20 protein-coding genes are annotated in these 20,676 nt (G+C 63.3%); 10 read left to right on the top strand and 10 right to left on the bottom strand.

Going from position 1 to position 20,676, the window contains the following annotated elements; translation table 11 throughout:
- Positions 1–52: 52 nt before the first annotated feature.
- From DFS21_RS01515 to DFS21_RS01540, 6 genes are all read right to left on the bottom strand, one after another.
- A complete protein-coding gene (locus tag DFS21_RS01515) occupies positions 53–1,549 on the bottom strand; it encodes an RNA polymerase factor sigma-54 (RefSeq protein ID WP_102682718.1) in 1,497 nt (498 codons plus the stop codon).
- A 174-nt stretch (positions 1,550–1,723) separates the two neighbouring features.
- Positions 1,724–2,449, bottom strand: coding sequence for an LPS export ABC transporter ATP-binding protein (gene lptB / locus DFS21_RS01520; RefSeq protein ID WP_023629084.1), 726 nt, complete (start codon positions 2,447–2,449; stop codon positions 1,724–1,726).
- Positions 2,450–2,974 (bottom strand): lipopolysaccharide transport periplasmic protein LptA, encoded by a 525-nt coding sequence (lptA, locus tag DFS21_RS01525; protein WP_111531719.1) that lies wholly within the window; start codon positions 2,972–2,974, stop codon positions 2,450–2,452.
- Positions 2,961–3,533, bottom strand: coding sequence for an LPS export ABC transporter periplasmic protein LptC (lptC, locus tag DFS21_RS01530; protein WP_046856968.1), 573 nt, complete (start codon positions 3,531–3,533; stop codon positions 2,961–2,963). The genes lptA and lptC overlap by 14 nt, the downstream gene beginning before the upstream one ends.
- An 8-nt stretch (positions 3,534–3,541) precedes the next feature.
- Positions 3,542–4,066: an HAD family hydrolase gene (locus tag DFS21_RS01535; protein WP_110700393.1), complete on the bottom strand. Its 525-nt coding sequence runs from the start codon at positions 4,064–4,066 to the stop codon at positions 3,542–3,544.
- On the bottom strand, positions 4,067–5,041 hold the full coding sequence (locus tag DFS21_RS01540; RefSeq protein WP_110700391.1) for a KpsF/GutQ family sugar-phosphate isomerase: 975 nt from the start codon (positions 5,039–5,041) through the stop codon (positions 4,067–4,069).
- A 245-nt stretch (positions 5,042–5,286) separates the two neighbouring features.
- Here DFS21_RS01540 and DFS21_RS01545 point away from each other — a divergent pair, with 245 nt between their 5' ends.
- The 10 genes from DFS21_RS01545 (at position 5,287) to hisC (ending at position 13,217) form a co-directional block, all read left to right on the top strand.
- Positions 5,287–6,096, top strand: a complete 810-nt coding sequence (locus DFS21_RS01545; RefSeq protein ID WP_023630420.1) for an ATP-binding cassette domain-containing protein — start codon at positions 5,287–5,289, stop codon at positions 6,094–6,096.
- Entirely contained in the window at positions 6,096–6,893 is a 798-nt protein-coding gene (mlaE, locus tag DFS21_RS01550; RefSeq protein ID WP_031315029.1) for a lipid asymmetry maintenance ABC transporter permease subunit MlaE, read from the top strand. The genes DFS21_RS01545 and mlaE overlap by 1 nt, the downstream gene beginning before the upstream one ends.
- Positions 6,893–7,378, top strand: a complete 486-nt coding sequence (gene mlaD / locus DFS21_RS01555; RefSeq protein WP_046856966.1) for an outer membrane lipid asymmetry maintenance protein MlaD — start codon at positions 6,893–6,895, stop codon at positions 7,376–7,378. Before mlaE ends, mlaD begins: the two co-directional genes overlap by 1 nt.
- A 9-nt stretch (positions 7,379–7,387) precedes the next feature.
- Positions 7,388–8,041 carry a phospholipid-binding protein MlaC gene (locus DFS21_RS01560; protein ID WP_046856965.1) on the top strand — a complete coding sequence of 218 codons (654 nt, stop codon included), beginning with the start codon at positions 7,388–7,390 and terminating at the stop codon, positions 8,039–8,041.
- Positions 8,038–8,340, top strand: a complete 303-nt coding sequence (locus DFS21_RS01565) for a lipid asymmetry maintenance protein MlaB (protein ID WP_110700387.1) — start codon at positions 8,038–8,040, stop codon at positions 8,338–8,340. Before DFS21_RS01560 ends, DFS21_RS01565 begins: the two co-directional genes overlap by 4 nt.
- 118 nt (positions 8,341–8,458) lie before the next feature.
- On the top strand, positions 8,459–8,698 hold the full coding sequence (locus tag DFS21_RS01570) for a BolA family protein (RefSeq protein ID WP_023630425.1): 240 nt from the start codon (positions 8,459–8,461) through the stop codon (positions 8,696–8,698).
- Between the two features lie 23 nt (positions 8,699–8,721).
- Entirely contained in the window at positions 8,722–9,987 is a 1,266-nt protein-coding gene (gene murA / locus DFS21_RS01575) for a UDP-N-acetylglucosamine 1-carboxyvinyltransferase (RefSeq protein ID WP_046856963.1), read from the top strand.
- Between the two features lie 93 nt (positions 9,988–10,080).
- Positions 10,081–10,716: an ATP phosphoribosyltransferase gene (gene hisG, locus DFS21_RS01580; protein WP_023630427.1), complete on the top strand. Its 636-nt coding sequence runs from the start codon at positions 10,081–10,083 to the stop codon at positions 10,714–10,716.
- Between the two features lie 126 nt (positions 10,717–10,842).
- Complete coding sequence (hisD, locus tag DFS21_RS01585; RefSeq protein ID WP_102682722.1) at positions 10,843–12,165, top strand: histidinol dehydrogenase; 1,323 nt, start codon at positions 10,843–10,845, stop codon at positions 12,163–12,165.
- A gap of 2 nt (positions 12,166–12,167) precedes the next feature.
- Entirely contained in the window at positions 12,168–13,217 is a 1,050-nt protein-coding gene (gene hisC, locus DFS21_RS01590; protein WP_110700385.1) for a histidinol-phosphate transaminase, read from the top strand.
- A gap of 887 nt (positions 13,218–14,104) precedes the next feature.
- Here the strand turns inward: hisC and DFS21_RS01595 are convergent.
- The 4 genes from DFS21_RS01595 to DFS21_RS01610 all read right to left on the bottom strand — a co-directional run bounded on the left by DFS21_RS01595 (position 14,105) and on the right by DFS21_RS01610 (position 20,673).
- A complete protein-coding gene (locus DFS21_RS01595; RefSeq protein ID WP_111531720.1) occupies positions 14,105–17,143 on the bottom strand; it encodes a multidrug efflux RND transporter permease subunit in 3,039 nt (1,012 codons plus the stop codon).
- Positions 17,144–17,156: 13 nt separating this feature from the next.
- The gene (locus DFS21_RS01600; protein WP_111531721.1) at positions 17,157–18,299 is read right to left on the bottom strand and encodes an efflux RND transporter periplasmic adaptor subunit; all 1,143 of its coding nucleotides are present in this window, start codon (positions 18,297–18,299) and stop codon (positions 17,157–17,159) included.
- A gap of 209 nt (positions 18,300–18,508) precedes the next feature.
- Positions 18,509–19,606 carry a DUF1513 domain-containing protein gene (locus tag DFS21_RS01605; protein WP_110697556.1) on the bottom strand — a complete coding sequence of 366 codons (1,098 nt, stop codon included), beginning with the start codon at positions 19,604–19,606 and terminating at the stop codon, positions 18,509–18,511.
- Between the two features lie 2 nt (positions 19,607–19,608).
- Entirely contained in the window at positions 19,609–20,673 is a 1,065-nt protein-coding gene (locus tag DFS21_RS01610) for an imelysin family protein (RefSeq protein ID WP_110697558.1), read from the bottom strand.
- Positions 20,674–20,676 lie beyond the last annotated feature (3 nt).

Here is a 20,676-nt window from a genome sequence, read left to right on the forward strand (position 1 = left end):
TAAAGAGGCAGGTGTTGCACCTGCCACTGAAACGCTGTGGCACATCCGGGGGCTACATCAGCCGCTTGCGCTCGCTCGAAGGGGCGATCCCCAACGACTCGCGATACTTGGCGACGGTGCGACGGGCTACCTGGATGCCTTGTGCCTCCAGTAAACCAGCGATCTTGCTGTCACTCAATGGCTTTTTCTGATTTTCCGCAGCCACCAGTTTCTTGATGATCGCGCGGATTGCCGTGGACGAGCATTCGCCGCCTTCGGCGGTGCTCACGTGGCTCGAGAAAAAGTATTTCAGTTCGTAGATGCCGCGCGGGGTGTGCATGTATTTCTGCGTGGTCACCCGGGAAATGGTCGATTCGTGCATGCCCACCGCCTCGGCGATGTCATGCAGGACCAGCGGCTTCATGGCCTCGTCGCCATGGTCGAGGAAGCCACGCTGGTGCTCGACGATCTGCGTCGCCACTTTCATCAGCGTCTCGTTGCGGCTCTGCAGGCTCTTGATGAACCAGCGCGCCTCCTGCAACTGGTTGCGCATGAAGGTATTGTCGGCGCTGGTGTCGGCGCGACGGACGAAGCCGGCGTACTGCGGATTGACGCGCAGCTTCGGCACTGCCTCCTGGTTGAGCTCGACCAGCCAGCGCTCGCTGTCCTTGCGCACGATGACGTCGGGCACGACGTATTCGGGTTCACTGGACTCGATCTGCGAGCCCGGGCGCGGGTTGAGGCTCTGTACCAGTTCGATGATCTGGCGCAGTTCGTCTTCCTTGAGCTTCATCCGGCGCATCAGCTGGCTGTAGTCGCGGCTGCCGAGCAGGTCGATGAAGTCGGTGACCAGGCGCTGTGCCTCGCTCATCCAGGGTGTCGACGCCGGCAGCTGGCGCAGTTGCAGCAGCAGGCATTCGCCGAGGGTGCGGGCGCCAATGCCGGCCGGCTCGAACTGCTGGATGCGGTGCAGCACCGCCTCGACCTCGTCCAGCTCGATGTCCAGCTCCGGGTCGAAACCGGCGCAGATTTCTTCGAGGGTGTCTTCCAGGTAGCCCTGGGCGTTGATGCTGTCGATCAGGGTGACGGCGATCAGCCGGTCGGTGTCGGACATCGGCGCCAGGTTGAGCTGCCACAGCAGGTGGCTTTGCAGGCTCTCGCCCACCGACGTACGGGTGGTGAAGTCCCATTCGTCGTCATCGTTGCTCGGCAGGCTGCTGGCACTGGTCTGGTAGATGTCTTCCCAGGCGGTGTCGACCGGCAATTCGTTGGGGATCCGCTCGGCCCATTCGCCGTCCTCCAGGTTTTCCGTGGTACTGCTGGAGGTTTCCTGGAAACTGTTGTCCTGGGCTTCGGCGGTCGGCTTGTTCTCGGCGTTGTCCGCCATGGGGTCGCTGTTGTCGAAGTCCTCGCCGTCTTCCTGACGTTCGAGCATCGGGTTGGACTCCAGCGCTTCCTGGATTTCCTGCTGGAGGTCCAGGGTGGAGAGCTGAAGCAGGCGGATGGCCTGTTGCAACTGAGGTGTCATCGTCAGTTGCTGGCCCATTTTTAGGACGAGCGATGGTTTCATGGCTGGGGCTTAATACCTTGTTGCCGGCGCGCATGCGCCATCCACTACACGTAGGGCGCTTGGGCGCCGACTTTAAGCAAGTTATATGCCTGAAATTGCAGCGTTTGCCTAGAGCACTGTAACAACTTAAGCCCCGATCAGGCGCATTCGCCAGTGCTCCGGGCAGGCCTGTGGTCAGAGTCGGAACTCGTGCCCCAGGTAAACTTCCTTGACCAACTGGTTGGCCAGGATGGTCTCGGCATCGCCTTCGGCGATCAGTTGGCCATCGTTGACGATGTAGGCCGTCTCGCAGATATCCAGGGTCTCGCGAACGTTGTGGTCGGTGATCAGTACGCCGATGCCCTTGTTCTTGAGGTGGTGGATGATCTGCTTGATGTCGCCGACGGAAATCGGGTCGACACCGGCGAACGGTTCGTCCAGCAGGATGAACTTGGGTGCGGTGGCCAGGGCGCGGGCGATCTCGACCCGGCGACGTTCGCCACCGGACAGGCTCATGCCCAGGTTGTCGCGGATATGGCTGATGTGGAACTCCTGCAGCAGGCTTTCCAGCTCCTTGCGGCGCCCTTCGCGATCGAGGTCCTTGCGGGTCTCGAGGATGGCCATGATGTTGTCGGCCACCGACAGCTTGCGGAAGATCGACGCTTCCTGCGGCAGGTAGCCGATACCGGCCTGGGCGCGCCCGTGCATCGGCTGGTGGCTGACATCGAGGCTGTCGATCAGCACACGGCCCTGGTCGGCCTGGACCAGGCCGACGATCATGTAGAAACAGGTGGTCTTGCCGGCGCCGTTGGGGCCGAGCAGGCCGACGATCTGGCCGCTGTCGATGGACAGGCTGACGTCGCGCACGACTTGCCTGCCCTTGTAGCTCTTGGCCAGGTGCTGGGCTTTGAGGGTTGCCATTTACTCGGCCTTTTTCTTCGGTTGAATGACCATGTCGATACGCTGACGCGGTGCAGTCACGTTGCCACCGCGTCCGGCGGTAGCCACCTGGGACTTGGTGTTGTAGACGATCTTCTCGCCTTCGGTGGTGTTGCCTTCGTTCTCGACCTTGGCGCGGTCGGTGAGGATCACCACGTCTTTCTGCGCCTGGTACTGGATGGTCACGGCCCAGCCTTTCATCTTGTCGGGCTTGGCGGCACTCTGCTGCTGCTCGAAGTAGGCCAGGTTGCCCACCGAGGTGACCACATCGATATCGCCGTTGGCGGCGCGGGTCATGGTCACGGTGTTGCCTTTGATCATCATCGAACCCTGGGTGATGATCACGTCGCCCGTGTAGGTGGCCACGCCCTGTTTGTCGTCCAGATGGGCGTTGTCCGCCTGGATGCGGATCGGCTGGTCCCGGTCGTTCGGCAGGGCGAAGGCGCTCGCGCTTCCCAGTGCTACGCCCAGGCTGAGCAGAAGGGGGATGGTTTTAACGAGCCTCATACTGTCCTCTTACGTTAGAGAGCAGGTCCATCCTGCCTTCTTTCAAATACGCTTTCATTCCTTTGCCCGTAGTCGTGCCACCGGCGCCGTCGATTCTAACGGCTTGCTCGGTCTGCGCATATTGCTTCTGCGGGAACACGGTCATGCGTGTGCTGGTGATGATGGTTTCGCGTTGCTTCTCGTCGGTGCGCGCCACGCGCACCTCGTCGATCAACTCCACCTCGGTGCCGTCCGGGTTGACCTCGGCGCGTTTGCTCTGCACATGCCAGGGGTATTCGGTACCACGGTACATGTGCAGGTCGGGCGTGGTCACCAGGGTGACCTCGCTGGCCTTGAGGTGCTCGACCTTGGCGGCGGTCATTTCGTACTGCAGCTTGCCGTCGGGCAGGAACTGCAAGCTGTGGGCGTTGATCGCGTAGTAGTCGATGGCGCTCTGGTCGACCTGGGCCTGGGGCTGTTCGAGGAAGCTTTCCGGGCTGATGTTCCAGTAGCCTACCGCAACCAGCACGGCAGCGATCCCGCCTAGCAGCGCGACATTTCTGATCTTCTTGCTGAGCATGGGCAGCCTTACAGGTAATGGGCGTTGGCAGCGTCCAGGGTGCCCTGGGCCTGCATGATCAGTTCACAGAACTCGCGGGCGGCGCCTTCGCCGCCGCGGGCCTGGGTAACGCCGTGGGCGTGCTGGCGAACGAAGGCCGCGGCATTCTGCACCGCCATGCCCAGGCCGACGCGGCGGATCACCGGCAGGTCGGGCAGGTCGTCGCCGAGGTAGGCGACCTGTTCATAGCTTAGATTGAGTTCGGCGAGCAGGCCGTCCAGCACCACCAGTTTGTCCTCGCGGCCCTGGAACAGGTGCGGGATACCAAGGTTCTTCGCCCGGCGCTCGACCACAGGGGTCTTGCGCCCGCTGATGATCGCGGTGGTCACGCCCGAGGCCATGAGCATCTTGATGCCGTGGCCGTCGAGGGTGTTGAAGGTCTTGAACTCGCTGCCGTCCTCGAGGAAGTACAGGCGGCCATCGGTGAGCACGCCGTCAACGTCGAACACCGCCAGCTTGATAGTCTTGGCGCGTTGCATCAGATCCTGGTTCATTTACATCACTCCGGCGCGCAGCAGGTCGTGCATGTTCAGGGCGCCGGTCGGGCGGTCGTCCTGGTCGACAACCACCAGCGCGCTGATCTTGTGGTCTTCCATGATCTTCAGTGCCTCGGCGGCGAGCATCTCGGCGCGGGCGGTCTTGCCGTGCACGGTCATGACTTCGTCGATGAGCGTCTTGTGCACGTCGATGTTGCGGTCCAGGCTGCGGCGCAGGTCACCGTCGGTGAAGACGCCGGCCAGCTTGCCGTCGTTACCCAGCACCACGGTCATGCCCAAACCTTTGCGAGACATTTCAAGCAGCGCGTCCTTGAGCAGGGTGCCGCTCTTTACCACAGGCAGCTCTTCGCCGGCATGCATGACGTGCTCGACCTTCAGCAGCAGGCGACGGCCCAGCGCGCCGCCCGGGTGGGAGAAGGCGAAGTCTTCGGCGGTGAAACCGCGCGCCTCCAGCAGGGCGATGGCCAGGGCGTCGCCCAGCGCCAGCGCCGCGGTGGTGGAGGAGGTCGGCGCAAGGTTGAGCGGGCAGGCTTCCTGGGCGACGCTGGCGTCGAGGTTGACCTCGGCGGCCTGGGCCAGGGGCGAGTCCGGTTTGCCGGTGAGGCTGATCATCTGGATGCCCAGGCGCTTGATCAAAGGCAGCAGGGTGATGATCTCGGCGGTGCTGCCGGAGTTGGACAGGGCAAGAATGACATCGTCACGGGTGATCATGCCCATGTCGCCATGGCTGGCCTCGGCCGGGTGCACGAAGAACGCCGGGGTGCCGGTGCTGGCCAGGGTGGCGGCGATCTTGTTGCCGATGTGCCCCGACTTGCCCATGCCTACCACCACGACCCGTCCCTTGCTGGCCAGGATCAGTTCGCAGGCCTTGACGAAGTCCCCGTCGATGCGGGCCAGCAAGGCCTCCACGGCCTCGAGTTCGAGGCGCAGGGTACGCTGGGCGGATTGGATCAGCTCGCTGGATTGGGTCATGTCGAAACGCAATGCCTGATGAAAAGGCGGCGATTATAGCCGCAATGTGTGAAAGGCTCATCCTTCGAATGTCATATGGATGCCGCGCCTGCCTGTCTCGGCCCTGAACGAGTGGGGTGACGGCCTTGGGGCGGGCCTATCAGCGGTGCTATAGTTCGCCGCTATTCGGCCCGCCGGGGACCTGTGTGCCTTCAAGATGAAGGCAGGCGTCCACTATGACGAGGCTGCACTAGCAAGGAGTCTAGATGAGTGTGGATAGCGCCTACGCGGTCGAGTTGAAGGGCGTCACCTTCAAGCGCGGTTCGCGCAGCATTTTCAGCAACGTGGACATACGCATTCCCCGCGGCAAGGTCACCGGTATCATGGGGCCTTCGGGGTGTGGCAAGACCACCTTGCTGCGCCTGATGGGCGCGCAGTTGCGCCCGGCCGGCGGCGAAGTCTGGGTCAATGGGCAGAACCTGCCCGCGCTGTCGCGGGGCGACCTGTTCGATGCGCGCAAGCAGATGGGCGTGCTGTTCCAGAGCGGTGCGCTGTTCACCGACCTGGATGTGTTCGAGAACGTGGCCTTCCCGCTGCGGGTGCATACGCAGCTGTCGGACGAGATGATCCGCGACATCGTGCTGATGAAGCTGCAGGCCGTGGGGCTGCGCGGCGCCATCGACCTGATGCCCGACGAACTGTCTGGCGGCATGAAGCGCCGTGTGGCACTGGCCCGTGCGATCGCCCTGGACCCGCAGATCCTCATGTACGACGAGCCGTTCGTCGGCCAGGACCCGATCGCCATGGGCGTGCTGGTGCGCCTGATCCGCCTGCTCAACGATGCCCTGGGCATCACCAGTATCGTGGTGTCCCATGACCTTGCGGAAACCGCGAGCATTGCCGACTACATCTATGTGGTCGGCGATGGCCAGGTGCTGGGGCAGGGCACGCCGGACGAACTGATGGGCTCGGACAACCCGCGCATCCGCCAGTTCATGAAAGGCGACCCTGATGGCCCGGTACCCTTCCACTTCCCTGCGCCTGACTACCGCGCCGATTTGCTGGGGACGCGTTGATGCGCAGAAAATCCTTACTCGAACGTATCCGTCTGTTCGGCCGTTCGGCCATCGATGTGCTGGCCGTACTGGGACGCTCGTGCCTGTTCCTCGGCCATTCGCTGGGCGGGCGCAGTGGTATCGGCGGCGGTTTCCAGCTGCTGGTCAAGCAACTGTATTCGGTGGGTGTGCTGTCGCTGGCGATCATCGTCGTGTCCGGCGTGTTCATCGGCATGGTCCTGGCCCTGCAGGGCTACAGCATTCTCAACAAGTACGGCTCGGAACAGGCGGTGGGGCAGATGGTCGCCCTGACCCTGCTGCGCGAGCTGGGGCCGGTGGTCACCGCGTTGCTGTTCGCCGGCCGCGCGGGCTCCGCGCTGACCGCCGAAATCGGCAACATGAAATCCACCGAGCAGCTGTCGAGCCTGGAAATGATCGGCGTCGACCCGCTCAAGTACATCGTGGCGCCTCGCCTGTGGGCCGGCTTCATTTCGCTGCCGCTGCTGGCGCTGATCTTCAGTGTGGTGGGCATCTGGGGCGGCTCGTGGGTCGCCGTGGACTGGCTGGGCGTCTACGAAGGCTCGTTCTGGGGCAACATGCAGAACAGCGTCTCTTTCAGCGACGACGTGCTCAACGGGCTGATCAAGAGCCTGGTGTTCGCCTTCGTCGTCACCTGGATCGCCGTATTCCAGGGGTACGACTGTGAGCCCACTTCAGAAGGGATCAGCCGTGCCACCACCAAGACCGTGGTCTATGCCTCGTTGGCAGTCCTGGGTCTGGACTTTATTCTGACCGCCTTGATGTTTGGAGATTTCTGATGCAAAACCGCACCCTGGAAATCGGTGTCGGCCTGTTCCTCCTGGCCGGGATCCTGGCGCTGCTGCTGCTGGCCCTGCGTGTCAGCGGGCTGTCGGCCAGCCCGAGCAGCGACACATATAAAGTTTATGCGTACTTCGACAATATCGCCGGTTTGACGGTCAGAGCTAAAGTGACCATGGCCGGTGTGACCATCGGCAAGGTCACGGCCATCGATCTGGACCGCGACTCGTATACCGGTCGGGTGACGCTGCAGCTGGACAAGCATGTCGACAACCTGCCGACCGACTCCACTGCCTCGATCCTGACCGCCGGCCTGCTGGGCGAGAAGTACATCGGCATCAGCGTGGGCGGCGAGGACGTGGTTCTCAAGGATGGCGGCACCATCCACGACACGCAGTCGGCGCTGGTGCTGGAAGATCTGATCGGCAAGTTCCTGCTCAACTCGGTGGGCAAGGAACCGAAAGAAGCTCAACCGGCTAATTAAGGAGTTTCCATGATTTCGATCCTGCGACGTGGCCTGCTGGTCCTGCTGGCGGCCTTTCCCCTGCTGGCCCTGGCAGCGCCGGGGCAGTCTGCCCGTGATGTGATCCAGGGCACCACCACCCAGTTGCTCAGCGACCTGAAGAGCAACAAGGAGCAGTACAAGGCCGACCCCAACGCGTTCTACAACGCGCTCAACGCCAACCTTGGCCCGGTGGTCGATGCCGACGGAATCTCCAAGAGCATCATGACGGTCAAGTATTCGCGCAAGGCCTCGCCCGAGCAGATGCAGCGCTTCCAGGAGAACTTCAAGCGCAGCCTGATGCAGTTCTATGGCAACGCCTTGCTGGAGTACAACAACCAGGGGATCACCGTCGATCCGGCCAAGGCCGAGGGTGACGATCGCACCAGTGTCGGCATGAAGATCACCGGCACCAACGGCGCGGTCTATCCGGTGCAGTACACCATGGTCAAGCTGGACGGCGAGTGGAAGGTGCGTAACGTCATCGTCAACGGCATCAACATCGGCAAGCTGTTCCGCGACCAGTTCCAGGATGCCATGCAGCGTAACGGCAACAACCTGGACAAGACCATCGACGGTTGGGCCGGTGAAGTGGCCAAGGCCAAGGAAACAGCCGACAGCTCGCCGGATAAGGAAGTCAAATGAGCGACGCCGCCGTGAGCATGGCCGCGCCGGGCGTTCTTGTCCTGGCCGGTGTGCTGGATTACCGCAGTGGCCCGGCCCTGCGCAAACAGGGCAAGGCGTTGATCGCCGCCAGTGGCGAGGCGCGCCTGGTGTTCGATTGCACTGCGGTGGTCAAATCGAGCAGCGTTGGCCTGTCGTTGCTGCTGGGGTTTATGCGCGATGCCCAGGCGGCTGGAAAAACCTGGGAGTTGCGCGGTATCCCCGAGAACATGCAGGAAATTGCCGGGGTCTATGACCTCGATGAGGTATTGGCGGGCTGATGCCCTGCCGTTCGGGAAAGGCCCCTCGGTCAGTGCGCCCCGTCATGGGCTTCGCAGGCGAGGGGCTTTTTTGTATGATGGCCGACCCGCGCGCGTTGGGCGCCGATCGAGGTTGAGCATGCAGGCCGTAGAAGTTAAAAGCTTTCTGGAAGAGAAATTGCCGGGAACCCAGGTCGAAGTTGAAGGCGAAGGCTGCAACTTCCAGTTGAACGTGATCAGCGACGAGCTGGCCGGCCAGAGCCCGGTCAAGCGTCAGCAGGCGATCTATGCTCACCTCAATCCGTGGATCGCCAACGGCAGCATTCACGCGGTAACCATGAAATTCTTCAGCAGCGCAGCCTGGGCTGAGCGCACCTGAGCCTACTTGGCGGCGAGATACGTATGGACAAACTGATTATCACTGGTGGCGCGCGTCTCGATGGCGAGATCCGCATTTCCGGCGCAAAGAACTCCGCCCTGCCGATCCTTTCGGCCACCCTGCTGTGCGATGGCCCGGTCACGGTCGGCAACCTGCCGCACCTGCACGACATCACCACCATGATCGAGCTGTTCGGCCGCATGGGCATCGAGCCTGTGATCGACGAAAAGCTTTCGGTGGAGATCGACCCGCGTACCATCAAGACCCTGGTCGCTCCCTACGAGCTGGTCAAGACCATGCGCGCCTCGATCCTGGTGCTCGGCCCCATGGTGGCCCGCTTCGGCGAGGCCGAAGTGGCCCTGCCGGGTGGCTGCGCCATCGGTTCGCGTCCGGTCGACCTGCACATCCGCGGCCTCGAGGCCATGGGCGCGAAGATCGACGTCGAAGGCGGCTACATCAAGGCCAAGGCCCCCGAAGGGGGCCTGCGTGGCGCGCACTTCTTCTTCGATACCGTCAGCGTCACCGGCACCGAGAACATCATGATGGCCGCTGCCCTGGCCAAGGGCCGCAGCGTGCTGCAGAACGCCGCCCGTGAGCCGGAGGTGGTCGACCTGGCCAACTTCCTGATCGCCATGGGTGCGAAGATCCAGGGTGCCGGTACCGACACCATCACCATCGATGGCGTCGAGCGCCTGCACTCGGCCAACTACCGTGTCATGCCCGACCGTATCGAGACCGGCACCTACCTGGTCGCCGCTGCCGTTACCGGTGGCCGCGTCAAGGTCAAGGATACCGACCCGACCATCCTCGAAGCCGTCCTCGAGAAGCTCAAGGAAGCCGGCGCCGACATCACCACTGGCGAAGACTGGATCGAGCTGGACATGCACGGCAAGCGGCCGAAGGCCGTCAACCTGCGTACCGCTCCGTACCCGGCGTTCCCGACCGACATGCAGGCGCAGTTCATTTCGCTCAACGCCATCGCCGAAGGCACTGGCGCGGTAATCGAGACCATCTTCGAGAACCGCTTCATGCACGTGTATGAGATGCACCGCATGGGCGCGCAGATCCAGGTCGAGGGCAACACCGCCATCGTCACTGGCGTCAAGGCGCTCAAAGGTGCGCCGGTAATGGCCACCGACCTGCGTGCTTCCGCCAGCCTGGTGCTGTCGGCGCTGGTCGCCGAAGGCGACACCCTGATCGATCGCATCTACCACATCGACCGTGGCTACGAGTGCATCGAGGAGAAACTGCAGATGCTGGGCGCGAAGATCCGTCGCGTACCGGGCTAGCAGTCATCGTGGCGCAGGGACGCGCCAGCCGAATCGTATGTGGTCGGGCTGCTGAGCCCGGCCGGCAGTAGACGCTTAAGGACCGACGTTCCAATGTTGACCATCGCGCTATCCAAAGGCCGTATTCTCGACGATACCCTGCCACTGCTGGCCGAGGCCGGTATCGTGCCGACCGAGAATCCGGACAAGAGCCGCAAGCTGATCATCCCCACCACGCAGGATGATGTGCGCCTGCTCATCGTGCGTGCCACCGATGTGCCGACCTATGTCGAGCATGGCGCCGCCGACCTCGGTGTGGCCGGCAAGGACGTGCTGATGGAGTACGGTGGCCAGGGCCTGTACGAACCCCTGGACCTGCAGATCGCCCAGTGCAAGCTGATGACCGCTGGCGTAACCGGCGCACCCGAGCCCAAAGGTCGCCTGCGCGTGGCTACCAAGTTCGTCAATGTAGCCAAGCGCTACTATGCCGAACAGGGCCGCCAGGTCGACATCATCAAGCTGTACGGCTCCATGGAGCTGGCGCCGCTGATCAACCTTGCCGACAAGATCATCGACGTGGTCGACACCGGCAATACCCTGCGCGCCAACGGCCTCGAGCCCCAGGACCTGATCGCCACGATCAGCTCGCGCCTGGTGGTCAACAAGGCCTCCATGAAGATGCAGCACGCCCGTATCCAGAGCCTGATCGACACCCTGCGCAACGCCGTCGAATCGCGACACCGCGGCTGACCTCTGCGCGCGACCTCCGCTGTCGCGCCCGTCTATCCGCGTCATAGCCTTTTTTCTCAGGTGCCCGCGCGGATGGAGTGGTAGCTTTAGGGCGCCTGAACATCCGCTAATAACGAGGCCCTCGCCATGACCGTGTCCACTGCAATTGCCCGTCTCAACGCCGCTGACCAGGATTTCGCCCGACATCTGGATCATCTGCTGAGCTGGGAAAGTGTGTCCGATGACGCGGTCAACCAGCGCGTGCTCGACATCATCAAGGCCGTGCGTGAGCGCGGTGACCAGGCGCTGGTGGAGTTCACCCAGCGTTTCGATGGCGTCGATGCCAAGACAATCGATGACCTGATCCTCGATCGCGAGCGCCTGGAGCTGGCGCTGACGCGCATTACCCCGGTGCAGCGCGAGGCTCTGGAAAAGGCCGCCAACCGCGTGCGTATCTACCATGAGCGGCAGAAGCAGGACTCGTGGCAGTATACCGAGGCTGACGGCACCGTCCTCGGCCAGAAGGTCACGCCGCTGGACCGCGCCGGGCTGTATGTGCCTGGTGGCAAGGCATCGTACCCGTCGTCGGTGTTGATGAATGCCATTCCGGCCAAGGTCGCGGGCGTCGGCGAGGTGGTGATGGTAGTGCCGACCCCGCGTGGCGAGGTCAACGAACTGGTACTCGCCGCGGCCTGCATCGCCGGGGTCGACCGTGTGTTCACCGTCGGTGGTGCCCAGGCCGTGGCAGCCCTGGCCTACGGTACCGAGAGCGTGCCGCAGGTGGACAAGATCGTCGGCCCGGGCAACATCTACGTGGCCACTGCCAAGCGCCATGTGTTCGGCCAGGTTGGTATCGACATGATCGCCGGCCCTTCGGAGATTCTGGTGGTCTGCGACGGCCAGACCGATCCGGACTGGATCGCCATGGACCTGTTCTCCCAGGCCGAACACGACGAGGATGCCCAGGCGATCCTGGTCAGCCCGGACGCCGCTTTCCTCGATCGCGTCGCTGCCAGCATCGACAAGCTGCTGCCGACCATGGAGCGTGCCGAGATCATCGAGAAGTCGATCAATGGCCGTGGCGCGCTGATCCAGGTGCGTGACATGCAGCAGGCCATCGAGGTGGCCAACCGCATCGCCCCTGAGCACCTGGAGCTGTCGGTGGCCGACCCGCAGGCCTGGTTGCCGCAGATCCGCCATGCCGGCGCGATCTTCATGGGCCGCCACACCAGCGAGGCGCTGGGCGACTACTGCGCAGGCCCCAACCATGTGTTGCCAACCTCCGGCACCGCGCGCTTCTCTTCGCCACTGGGTGTGTACGACTTCCAGAAGCGTTCGTCGATCATCTTCTGCTCCGAGCAGGGCGCATCCGAACTGGGTCATACCGCTTCGGTGCTGGCCCGTGGCGAGTCGCTGACCGCCCATGCCCGTAGCGCCGAATACCGCATCCTCAACGAGAAGGGGAACTGAGCATGAGTCGTTTCTGGAGTCCCTTCGTCAAGGACCTGGTGCCTTACGTGCCGGGCGAGCAGCCCAAGCTGGCGCGTCTGGTCAAGCTGAACACCAACGAGAACCCCTATGGCCCGTCGCCCAAGGCGTTGGAGGCCATGCGCGGCGAGCTCAACGACAACCTGCGGCTGTATCCGGACCCGAACGGTGACCGGCTCAAGCAGGCGGTGGCCGAGTACTATGGTGTGACACCGGCCCAGGTGTTCGTCGGCAACGGTTCGGACGAGGTGCTGGCGCACATTTTCCATGGCCTGTTCCAGCACGACCGTGGGCCGCTGCTGTTCCCGGATGTCAGTTACAGCTTCTACCCGGTGTATTGCGGCCTGTACGGTATCGCGTTCGAGCAGGTGGCGTTGGATGAGCAGTTCCAGATCCGGGTCTCGGACTACAGCAAGCCTAATGCCGGGGTCATCTTCCCCAACCCCAATGCGCCGACCGGCTGCCTGTTACCGCTTGAGGCGGTCGAGCAACTGCTGCAGGCCAACCGGGATTCGGTGGTGGTGGTCGATGAGGCCTACATCGATTTCGGTGGCGAAACGGCCATCAGCCTGGTTGATCGCTATGACAACCTGCTGGTGACCCAGACCTTGTCCAAGTCGCGTTCGCTGGCGGGGCTCAGGGTTGGCCTGGCGGTGGGGCATCCTGACCTGATCGAGGCGTTGGAGCGGATCAAGAACAGCTTCAACTCCTATCCGTTGGATCGCATGGCGATTGTCGGGGCGGCGGCGGCGTTCGACGACCGTGAGTATTTCGATGAGACCTGCCGCAAGGTTATCGACAGCCGGGACTTGCTGGTTTCTGAGTTGGTGGCGCGTGGGTTCGAAGTGCTGCCTTCGGCGGCGAACTTTATCTTCGCCCGGCATCCCGGGCAGGATGCTGCCGGGATCGCGGCGCGGCTTCGTGAGCAGGGGGTGATTGTTCGGCATTTCAAGCAGGAGCGGATTGCGCAGTTCCTGCGGATTACCATTGGGACGCCGGAGATGAATCAGGCTTTGCTTGATGCTTTGAATTGATATCAGGTTTTTGACATGGGGGCGGATTGGGGTTGGTTGTTCTGACTTCTGATTCGCCCCTTGTTGTTGTTGTTGTTGTTGTTGTTGTTGTTTGGTGGTTTTGGAAGTTGTATGCGCATTCATTTGTGATGCCGACGCTTATTCACCTTTCCGCCCTTACGGCGGGTCCCTTTTTGAAGGATCAAAAAGGAACCAAAAAATCCTCGCTCCATTCATCCGGCCCTGCGCTTCGCTCCGGGTTCCCTCACTCCGGCCTTGCTCCCGGGAGGACCGCGCTGCAGGGCCCATCCTGGGCCCCAGCGCTTGACGGGCATCCATGCCCGTCACCTCCCTCCGCAAGACCTGCGTTCGGCCTCCTGAAGTCGCGAAGTTACGGGCGGCGCCTGGACTGGCGCAGCTGTCGCTAGTTGGAGCGTAATTAATCTCTCGATTGTTTCGCGGGGCCAGCCCGCTCCCACGCAGATGGATTCAGCTTGTTGCGGGATTAACGTGGGAGCGGGCTTGCCCCGCGATAGGCCGGAACAGCCAATACATAACTAACTTTGAAACAGTAAGCTTCGCATTTCCTGTTCCGGCTCTTGCTTCTAAGCGCGCGACAGTTCAGGCGCCGGCAATTGCGACTTCAGGAGGCCGAGCGGAGTTCTTGCGTAGTGGGGCGACGGCCATGGATGGCCGTCGAGCGCTGCGCCCCAGGATGGGGCGTACAGCGTGGTACCCACGGGAGCAAGAACGGAGCGAGGGAACCCCGGAGCGAAGCGTAGGGGCCGTATGAACGGAGCCGAACGGTTTTGCCGACTTTTGCCACGACAAAAGTCGGCCGCCGTAAGGGCGGAAAGGTGACTAAATGTCGATATCGTCTACGAATACGCATACAAAACCAAAAACAATCACCTACGAATACCAATCCCTTCCTTATGCGCCAAAACACTATAAATGCACGGCAAAACAAACAACGTAAACAAAGTCCCCACCGACATCCCGGTAGCAATCACCATCCCGATATCAAACCGGCTGACCGCCCCGGCACCGGTAGCCAGAATCAAAGGCACCATGCCGAACACCATGGCCGCCGTGGTCATCAGCACCGGCCGCAAGCGAATCGCCGCGGCTTCTTCGATCGCCTCGCGTACCCCAAGCCCCCGCTCGTCCCGTAGCTGATTGGCAAACTCGACAATGAGAATCCCATGCTTGGTAATCAGCCCGATCAGTGTCACCAACCCTACCTGGGTATAGATGTTCATGCTCGAGACCCCGAGGAACAGCGGCAAGAGCGCCCCGCAGATGGACAACGGCACTGTCACCAGAATCACCAGCGGATCGCGGAAACTCTCGAACTGCGCCGCCAGCACCAGGAAGATGATCGCCAGCGCCAGGCCGAAGGTCACCCATAACGCGCTGCCCTCCTGGACGAACTGCCGCGCTGTTCCGGCATAGTCCAGCGAAAAACCTTCCGGCGCCTCCTCGCGGGCGATGGCGCGCACGGTATCCAGTGCTTCACCCATGCTCACCAGCGGAACGCCCTGGATGATCGCCGAGTTCAGCTGCTGGAACTGGTTGAGCTGTCGCGGTCGGGCCCGGTCGCTCAGGGTGATCAAGGTCGATAATGGCAACAGCTGGCCTTGCTCGTTCTTCACGTAGTAGCTGTTCAGCCAGCCGGGGTTGGCGCGGTAGGGCCGTTCGACCTGGGCGATGACCTTGTAGCTGCGGCCCTCCAGCGTGAAGCGGTTGATCTCGGCCTCGCCCAGCAAGGTCGCCAGGGTGCTGCCCAGGGTGTCCATCGACACGCCCATCTGCGCCGCCTTGGCGCGGTCGATGTCGATCACTACCTCGGGTTTGTCGAAGGCCAGGTCGATGTCGAGGAAGGCGAACTTGCCCGAGGCCTGGGCGCGTTCCTTGACCCGTTGCGCCACCTCCAGCAGCGCCGGGTAGTCACCGGCGGTGTTGATCACCAGCTGGAACGGCAGGCCCTCGCCGGTGCCGGGCAGCGACGGCAGGTTGAAACCGAAGATCTGCAGGCCGCCGATCTGTTCGAGTTCGGCCTGTACCAACGGCAACAGCTGCATCTGCGTACGCTCGCGTTCGTTCCAGGGCTTGAGCAGGAAGCCGCCGATACCGCTCTGCACGCCGTTGAAACCATTGATCTGGAATGACGAGTAGTACTCGGGGAAACCTTTGAAGATCGGCGTGAACTGGTCGGTATAGGCGTTGAGGTAGTCCAGGTTCGCGGTCTGCGGCGAACTGCTCATCATGAAGATCACCCCCTGGTCCTCCTCCGGGGCCAACTCGTTGCGGGTGAACATCAGCAGCACCGGGATCAGGCACAGGATGAGCACGGCGAACACCAGCACCACCGGGCGGCTGTTCAGCGTGCCGTGCAGCAGGCGCTGGTAGCGCACCTTGAGCGCGTCGAAGATCAGGTCCAGGCGGTGGGCCAGGCCGCTGGGGTTCTGTTCGTGGCGCAGCAGCAAGGCGCACATCATCGGGGAGAGGGTGAGCGCGACGATGCCGGAGATGACCACGGCACCGGCCAGGGTCAGGGCGAACTCCTTGAACAGGGCGCCGGTCAGCCCGGTAAGAAAACCAATGGGGGCGTACACCGCGGCGAGGGTGATGGTCATCGACACTACCGGCAGGGCGATCTCGCGGGCACCCTCCAGGGCCGCTTCGAAAGGCGTCTTGCCTTCCTCGATATGACGGTGGATGTTTTCCACCACGACGATGGCGTCATCCACCACCAGGCCGATGGCCAGTACCATCGCCAGCAGGGTCAGCAGGTTCAGCGAGTAGCCCATCATCTGCATGAAAAACAGTACGCCGATCATCGACAGCGGGATGGTCACCACCGGGATCACCACCGAACGCAGGGCGCCGAGGAACAGGAACACCACGACGATGACGATCAGTACCGCTTCGCCGAGGGTCTTGATCACCTCGTCGATAGAGGCCTGTATGAACAGGGTGGCGTCGTAGGCGATAGACACTTTGAGGCCGGAGGGCAGTGCTTCCTCGAGCTGCGGCATGATCCGTCGCACCTCCTTGATCACCTCCAGCGGGTTGGCTGCCGGCGTGGCCTTGATGCCGATGTACACCGATGGCGTGCCGTCGAACGAGCTGACCGTGTCGTAGTTCTCCGCACCCATTTCCACCCGGGCCACGTCGCCCAGCAGCACCCGGCTGTCGCCGCTGGTCTTCACCGGCAGGGCTGCGAAGGCTTCGGCCGACTTGAGCTCGGTGGTGGCGTTGATGCTGGTGACCACGTACTCGCCCTTCACTTCGCCGGCCGCAGAGAGGAAGTTGTAGCGGCGCACGGCGTTGGTCACGTCTACCGCCGACAGGCCGAAGCCGGCCAGCTTCACCGGGTCGATCCAGATGCGCATGGCGAACACCTGGTTGCCGAGGATCTCGGCCTCGGCCATGCCCGGCAACGTGGCCAGCTTGGGCTGGATGACCCGTGACAGGTAGTCGGTGATCTGTGGGTTGCTCATTTCCTTGCTGTAGAAGCTGATGTACATCAGTGCCGAGGCGTCGGCGGCCTCCTTGCTCAGTACCGGATCCTCGGAGTCCTGGGGCAGCTTGTTGCGCACCTCGTTGGCCTTGGCCAGCAACTGGGTGAACAGGCGGTCGGTGTCGGCGCCGATCCGCGCGTAGACCGAAATGATCGAGAAGTTCTGCCGGCTCACCGAGGTCATGTAGTCGATGCCGTCGGCGCTGGCTAGGCTCTGCTGCAGCGGCTGGGTGATGTAGCCCTGGATGGTCTCGGCGTTGGCCCCTGGGTAGGCGGTGGTCACCGTGATCAGGGCGTTTTCCATCTGTGGGTACTGGCGGATCTGCAGCTTGCTCCAGGCCTGCAGGCCCAGCAGCAGGATCAGCAGGCTGACCACGCAGGCCAGCACCGGGCGGCGGATGAACGGGTCGGTGAACGCCATGGCCGCCTCCCGTTCACTGCGCGCCGGGCGCGGTGGGTTTCAGGGGCGTATCGGTGCTGATTCGGATCGCCGCGCCTGGGCTCAGCTTGAGCTGGCCGGCGGTGACGACCTGGTCGCCGGCCTGCAGGCCCTTGAGCACCACGACCCAACCATCGCGGCGTTCGCCGGTCTGTACGGTGAGTTGTTCGGCGATCAGTTGCGGCTGATCATTGGCATCGCGCAGCGGTTGGCCGTCCTCGCCTTTTTTCGGGCTGACGCGATACACCGAGTTGCCATAGAGGGTATAGGTGATGGCGTTTTCCGGCACCACGACCTGCGGTTGCGGGTCGGGCAGCAGCAGTTGCAGGCTGGCGAACATGCCCGGCAGCAGCTTGCCTTCGGGGTTGGCCAGGGTGGCGCGGACCAGCAGGTTGCGCGTGCTTTCCTCGACCTTGGGGTTGATCGCGCTGAGGCTGGCGGGGAAGGTCTGCTGCGGATAGGCCGCCACCTGGGCCAGCACCCGCTGGCCCAGGCTCAGACGAGGCAGCGCTTGCTCAGGCACATTGAAGTCGACATAGAGGCTGGACAGGTCCTGCAAGGTGGCGATGACCGTGCCGCTGGGCAGGTAGGCGCCGACGTCCACCTGGCGGATGCCGATGGTGCCGCTGAACGGGGCGCTGATGCTCTTTTTCGCCAGCGATGCCTTCAGCTGGTCGACCACGGCCCGGTTGCGCCGGTACTGGCTGGTCAGGCGGTCGTACTCGCCGCGGGAGATCGCCGAATCGCCGACCAGTTGGCTGCCCCGGCCGAAGTCGACCTTGGCCAGCCCCAGGTCGGCCTGGGCGGTGCCGAGCAGGGCGGTTTCCTGGTCGCTGTCCAGTTGCAGCAGCAACTGGCCCGCCTTGACCTGTTGCCCCGACTCGAAATGCAGCGACTTCACCGTGCCGGCCACTTCCAGGCTCAATTCCACGCCCTGGTAGGCCTTGAGGCTGCCGACCGCCGGCAGGCGCTCCTGCCACTGGCGCAGCTCGGCCTGGGCCGCGGCCACGCTGACCGGGGGCCTGGGCTGCGAGAACATCTGCACTTGCTGGTAGATGGAAAAGGCCTTGATGCCCCCCAGGATCAACACGATCAGCAGGACGACGGCCAACATGATCAGCATGCGGCGGCGCAACATGGTCCGGTTCCCTGGAGGTAGGTTTTTATTTATCGGGCACGACCACGGGCGATCCGCTCCACGGGCGATGGGGCAAGTATTGTCGGTTTTCTGGAAAAGGGGGGAGGGAGTTGGCTTGTGCCGGGGCCAGCTCGCTCCCACAGACTCTGTGTATCAGCTGTAGGAGCGGGCTTGTCCTGCGATGAGGCCAGTAGGTCCTGGCAGAAAAATCAGACCAGATGCAGGTGGTTGTCCCAGAACCCGGACGGCAGGTCCATCGGTTGCCCGATCAACTGCGCCTTGCGGCAGTCATAGAAGCGGCAGCGGCCCTGCCCGGAGGTGACGACGAAGCCGTCCTTCACCGCCCCCACCCCGGCGCAATCGGGCATCGGCGCGTCGAGCTTCACTGCGCCGCTGTCCAGGTCCCAGATGAACAGGCGGTTGGCCCGCGGCGCGGTCAGCGCCACCAGGCGCAGGTCGCTGTGGATGGCGACGCTGGCGGTGTACTGGGCCATCGATTGCAGCTGGCGCTCCGGCACCGGGAAGGCCTTGAACGGCTCGCCCGGGCGCTTGATCGCCAGCAGTTCGGCGGTTTCTTCCGAGCCCCCCATGAACTGCTGGCAGGCGGCGATGGTGCCATCGTCGCCAACTGCCAGGTGACGCACGCTGTTCATCTGCTGGGCCAGGGTCTCCTTGCTCAGCAGCGTACCGTCACGCTGCATCAGCACCAGGCTCGGCTCCATGGCGTCGAGATTCATCTCCACCCGGCTTTCGGCCTCGGTGCGGATGCCACCGTTGGCCACCACCAGGGTCTCGCCATCGGGCAGCCAAGCCACTTCATGGGGGCCGATGCCGTGGGTGGAGAGTTCGCCACTGTGCACCAGGCGCTCGCCCTCGAAGCGGTAGACGCCCAATACGCCCCGGCCCGGGTCGCTGGTGTCGTTCTCGGTCGCATACAGCCACTCGCCACCCTTGTGGATCACTGCGTGGCCGTAGAAGTGCCGGTTGGGCTGTGAGGCGAGGGTCTGCAGCAGGCGCCCGTCACGCAGGTCGATCAGATAGCTCTCGGTACCGGGCCGGCGCGCGACGAACAGCGCGATCGGCAGTGTCGGGTGGTCGACGATTGCATGGCAACGCTGAGCCACCTGGGTGCAGAACACCTGGGTGCCGTCCAGGCGAAAGCCGACGGCGTAGTGCTTGCCGTCGCCGTCGTCGCGGGCTGACAGCAGCAAGGGTTCGCTGCCTTTGCCGCGGAACAGGCTCCAGCCACCCAGGGTCAGGGCGCTGAGCAGAACGCTACCGAGTTTCAGGGCCTGGCGTCGCAGCATGATCAGTCACCGTCGTTGGCGTTGAAGCCCAGCTGGATATTCAGCGCCTTGGCCAGCTCGCCTTCGTGCAGGCGGTGGACGACGTTGAGGGCATCGTAGATCTGGTTGAGGGTCTGCTTGCCAGCGTCGTCGGCCAGCAGTTCGCCGAGGGTCTTCTGGTTGTCGGCCAGCAGCTTGAGCGCAGCAGCATAGGCATCGTCGATCTTCTGTGCCAGTGCCGTCTGGTCCTTGCCCAACAGGCCGCGCAGGCCTTGATTGTCGACCCCGACCCAGACGGTCTGGGCGGCCTTGAGCGAGGCTTCCAGGCTCTTGATCGAGGAGTGGCTGCGCCAGGCCTCGGCCTGCAACGGTTGGGCAATGCCCTTGCTCTGCCGGCCCATCGGCGCGCCAAGTTTCTTCTTCAGGCTGTCCAGGGCGGTGACCTGGGCACGCAGCACGTCGGCGATCGCCTCGTGGGAGTCGGCGTAGCGCTGGTTGGGGAACTTGGTCATCTGCGACAGCATGCCGTCGGTGCTGTTCCAGCCTTTGAGGATCTCTTCGGCCAAGGCCTTCTGGTGTTCGCCGATGGCGACCAGCAGCGGGCAGTAGCGGGCCTTCTGTTCGGCGCTGGCGATGTCCGGCTTGCTGTCGAACAGGATGTATTCGTAGGCGGACAGGCCACGGACCACGACGCTGGCCTTGCCCAGCGATTCGACGGTGACCGCCTGCTCGCCGTTGACCAGTTGCTCGACCTGGCGGCCGACCAGGTTCTTCTTGTCTGGCCAGAACTGCACCTGCCAGGCACGGTTGCCTTCGGCCAGCGGGCCGACCAGCAACGGTTGCAACTCGGCCCAGGCTTTTTGCGCGGTGAGGAAGTCGGCGCGGGCGGTCTCGAGGTCCTGCTTGCCCTCGCAGTAGGCCAGGGCGCTGGCGGCCAGTTGCCGGTCGGCCTCGACCCAGCGGCTGTAGGTCGGCAGGATCACCTGCTTGGCGATGGCCGCGGAGGTCACTGCCTGTGGGTCTTGTGGCGAGCAGGCGCCCAAGGCGAGTGCGGCGAGGCTGGTGAACAACAGTTTGGGTCGGAACATGCC

The organism is Pseudomonas sp. 2848, from assembly GCF_003253945.1.
Classification (GTDB): Bacteria; Pseudomonadota; Gammaproteobacteria; order Pseudomonadales; family Pseudomonadaceae; genus Aquipseudomonas.

What these genes read in the sequence shown, in the direction of transcription:
- DFS21_RS01515 (WP_102682718.1), bottom strand. Translation starts at nt 1,549, where the DNA reads ATGAAACCATCGCTCGTCCTAAAAATGGGCCAGCAACTGACGATGACA.
- lptB (WP_023629084.1), bottom strand. Translation starts at nt 2,449, where the DNA reads ATGGCAACCCTCAAAGCCCAGCACCTGGCCAAGAGCTACAAGGGCAGG.
- lptA (WP_111531719.1), bottom strand. Translation starts at nt 2,974, where the DNA reads ATGAGGCTCGTTAAAACCATCCCCCTTCTGCTCAGCCTGGGCGTAGCA.
- lptC (WP_046856968.1), bottom strand. Translation starts at nt 3,533, where the DNA reads ATGCTCAGCAAGAAGATCAGAAATGTCGCGCTGCTAGGCGGGATCGCT.
- DFS21_RS01535 (WP_110700393.1), bottom strand. Translation starts at nt 4,066, where the DNA reads ATGAACCAGGATCTGATGCAACGCGCCAAGACTATCAAGCTGGCGGTG.
- DFS21_RS01540 (WP_110700391.1), bottom strand. Translation starts at nt 5,041, where the DNA reads ATGACCCAATCCAGCGAGCTGATCCAATCCGCCCAGCGTACCCTGCGC.
- DFS21_RS01545 (WP_023630420.1), top strand. Translation starts at nt 5,287, where the DNA reads ATGAGTGTGGATAGCGCCTACGCGGTCGAGTTGAAGGGCGTCACCTTC.
- mlaE (WP_031315029.1), top strand. Translation starts at nt 6,096, where the DNA reads ATGCGCAGAAAATCCTTACTCGAACGTATCCGTCTGTTCGGCCGTTCG.
- mlaD (WP_046856966.1), top strand. Translation starts at nt 6,893, where the DNA reads ATGCAAAACCGCACCCTGGAAATCGGTGTCGGCCTGTTCCTCCTGGCC.
- DFS21_RS01560 (WP_046856965.1), top strand. Translation starts at nt 7,388, where the DNA reads ATGATTTCGATCCTGCGACGTGGCCTGCTGGTCCTGCTGGCGGCCTTT.
- DFS21_RS01565 (WP_110700387.1), top strand. Translation starts at nt 8,038, where the DNA reads ATGAGCGACGCCGCCGTGAGCATGGCCGCGCCGGGCGTTCTTGTCCTG.
- DFS21_RS01570 (WP_023630425.1), top strand. Translation starts at nt 8,459, where the DNA reads ATGCAGGCCGTAGAAGTTAAAAGCTTTCTGGAAGAGAAATTGCCGGGA.
- murA (WP_046856963.1), top strand. Translation starts at nt 8,722, where the DNA reads ATGGACAAACTGATTATCACTGGTGGCGCGCGTCTCGATGGCGAGATC.
- hisG (WP_023630427.1), top strand. Translation starts at nt 10,081, where the DNA reads ATGTTGACCATCGCGCTATCCAAAGGCCGTATTCTCGACGATACCCTG.
- hisD (WP_102682722.1), top strand. Translation starts at nt 10,843, where the DNA reads ATGACCGTGTCCACTGCAATTGCCCGTCTCAACGCCGCTGACCAGGAT.
- hisC (WP_110700385.1), top strand. Translation starts at nt 12,168, where the DNA reads ATGAGTCGTTTCTGGAGTCCCTTCGTCAAGGACCTGGTGCCTTACGTG.
- DFS21_RS01595 (WP_111531720.1), bottom strand. Translation starts at nt 17,143, where the DNA reads ATGGCGTTCACCGACCCGTTCATCCGCCGCCCGGTGCTGGCCTGCGTG.
- DFS21_RS01600 (WP_111531721.1), bottom strand. Translation starts at nt 18,299, where the DNA reads ATGTTGCGCCGCCGCATGCTGATCATGTTGGCCGTCGTCCTGCTGATC.
- DFS21_RS01605 (WP_110697556.1), bottom strand. Translation starts at nt 19,606, where the DNA reads ATGCTGCGACGCCAGGCCCTGAAACTCGGTAGCGTTCTGCTCAGCGCC.
- DFS21_RS01610 (WP_110697558.1), bottom strand. Translation starts at nt 20,673, where the DNA reads ATGTTCCGACCCAAACTGTTGTTCACCAGCCTCGCCGCACTCGCCTTG.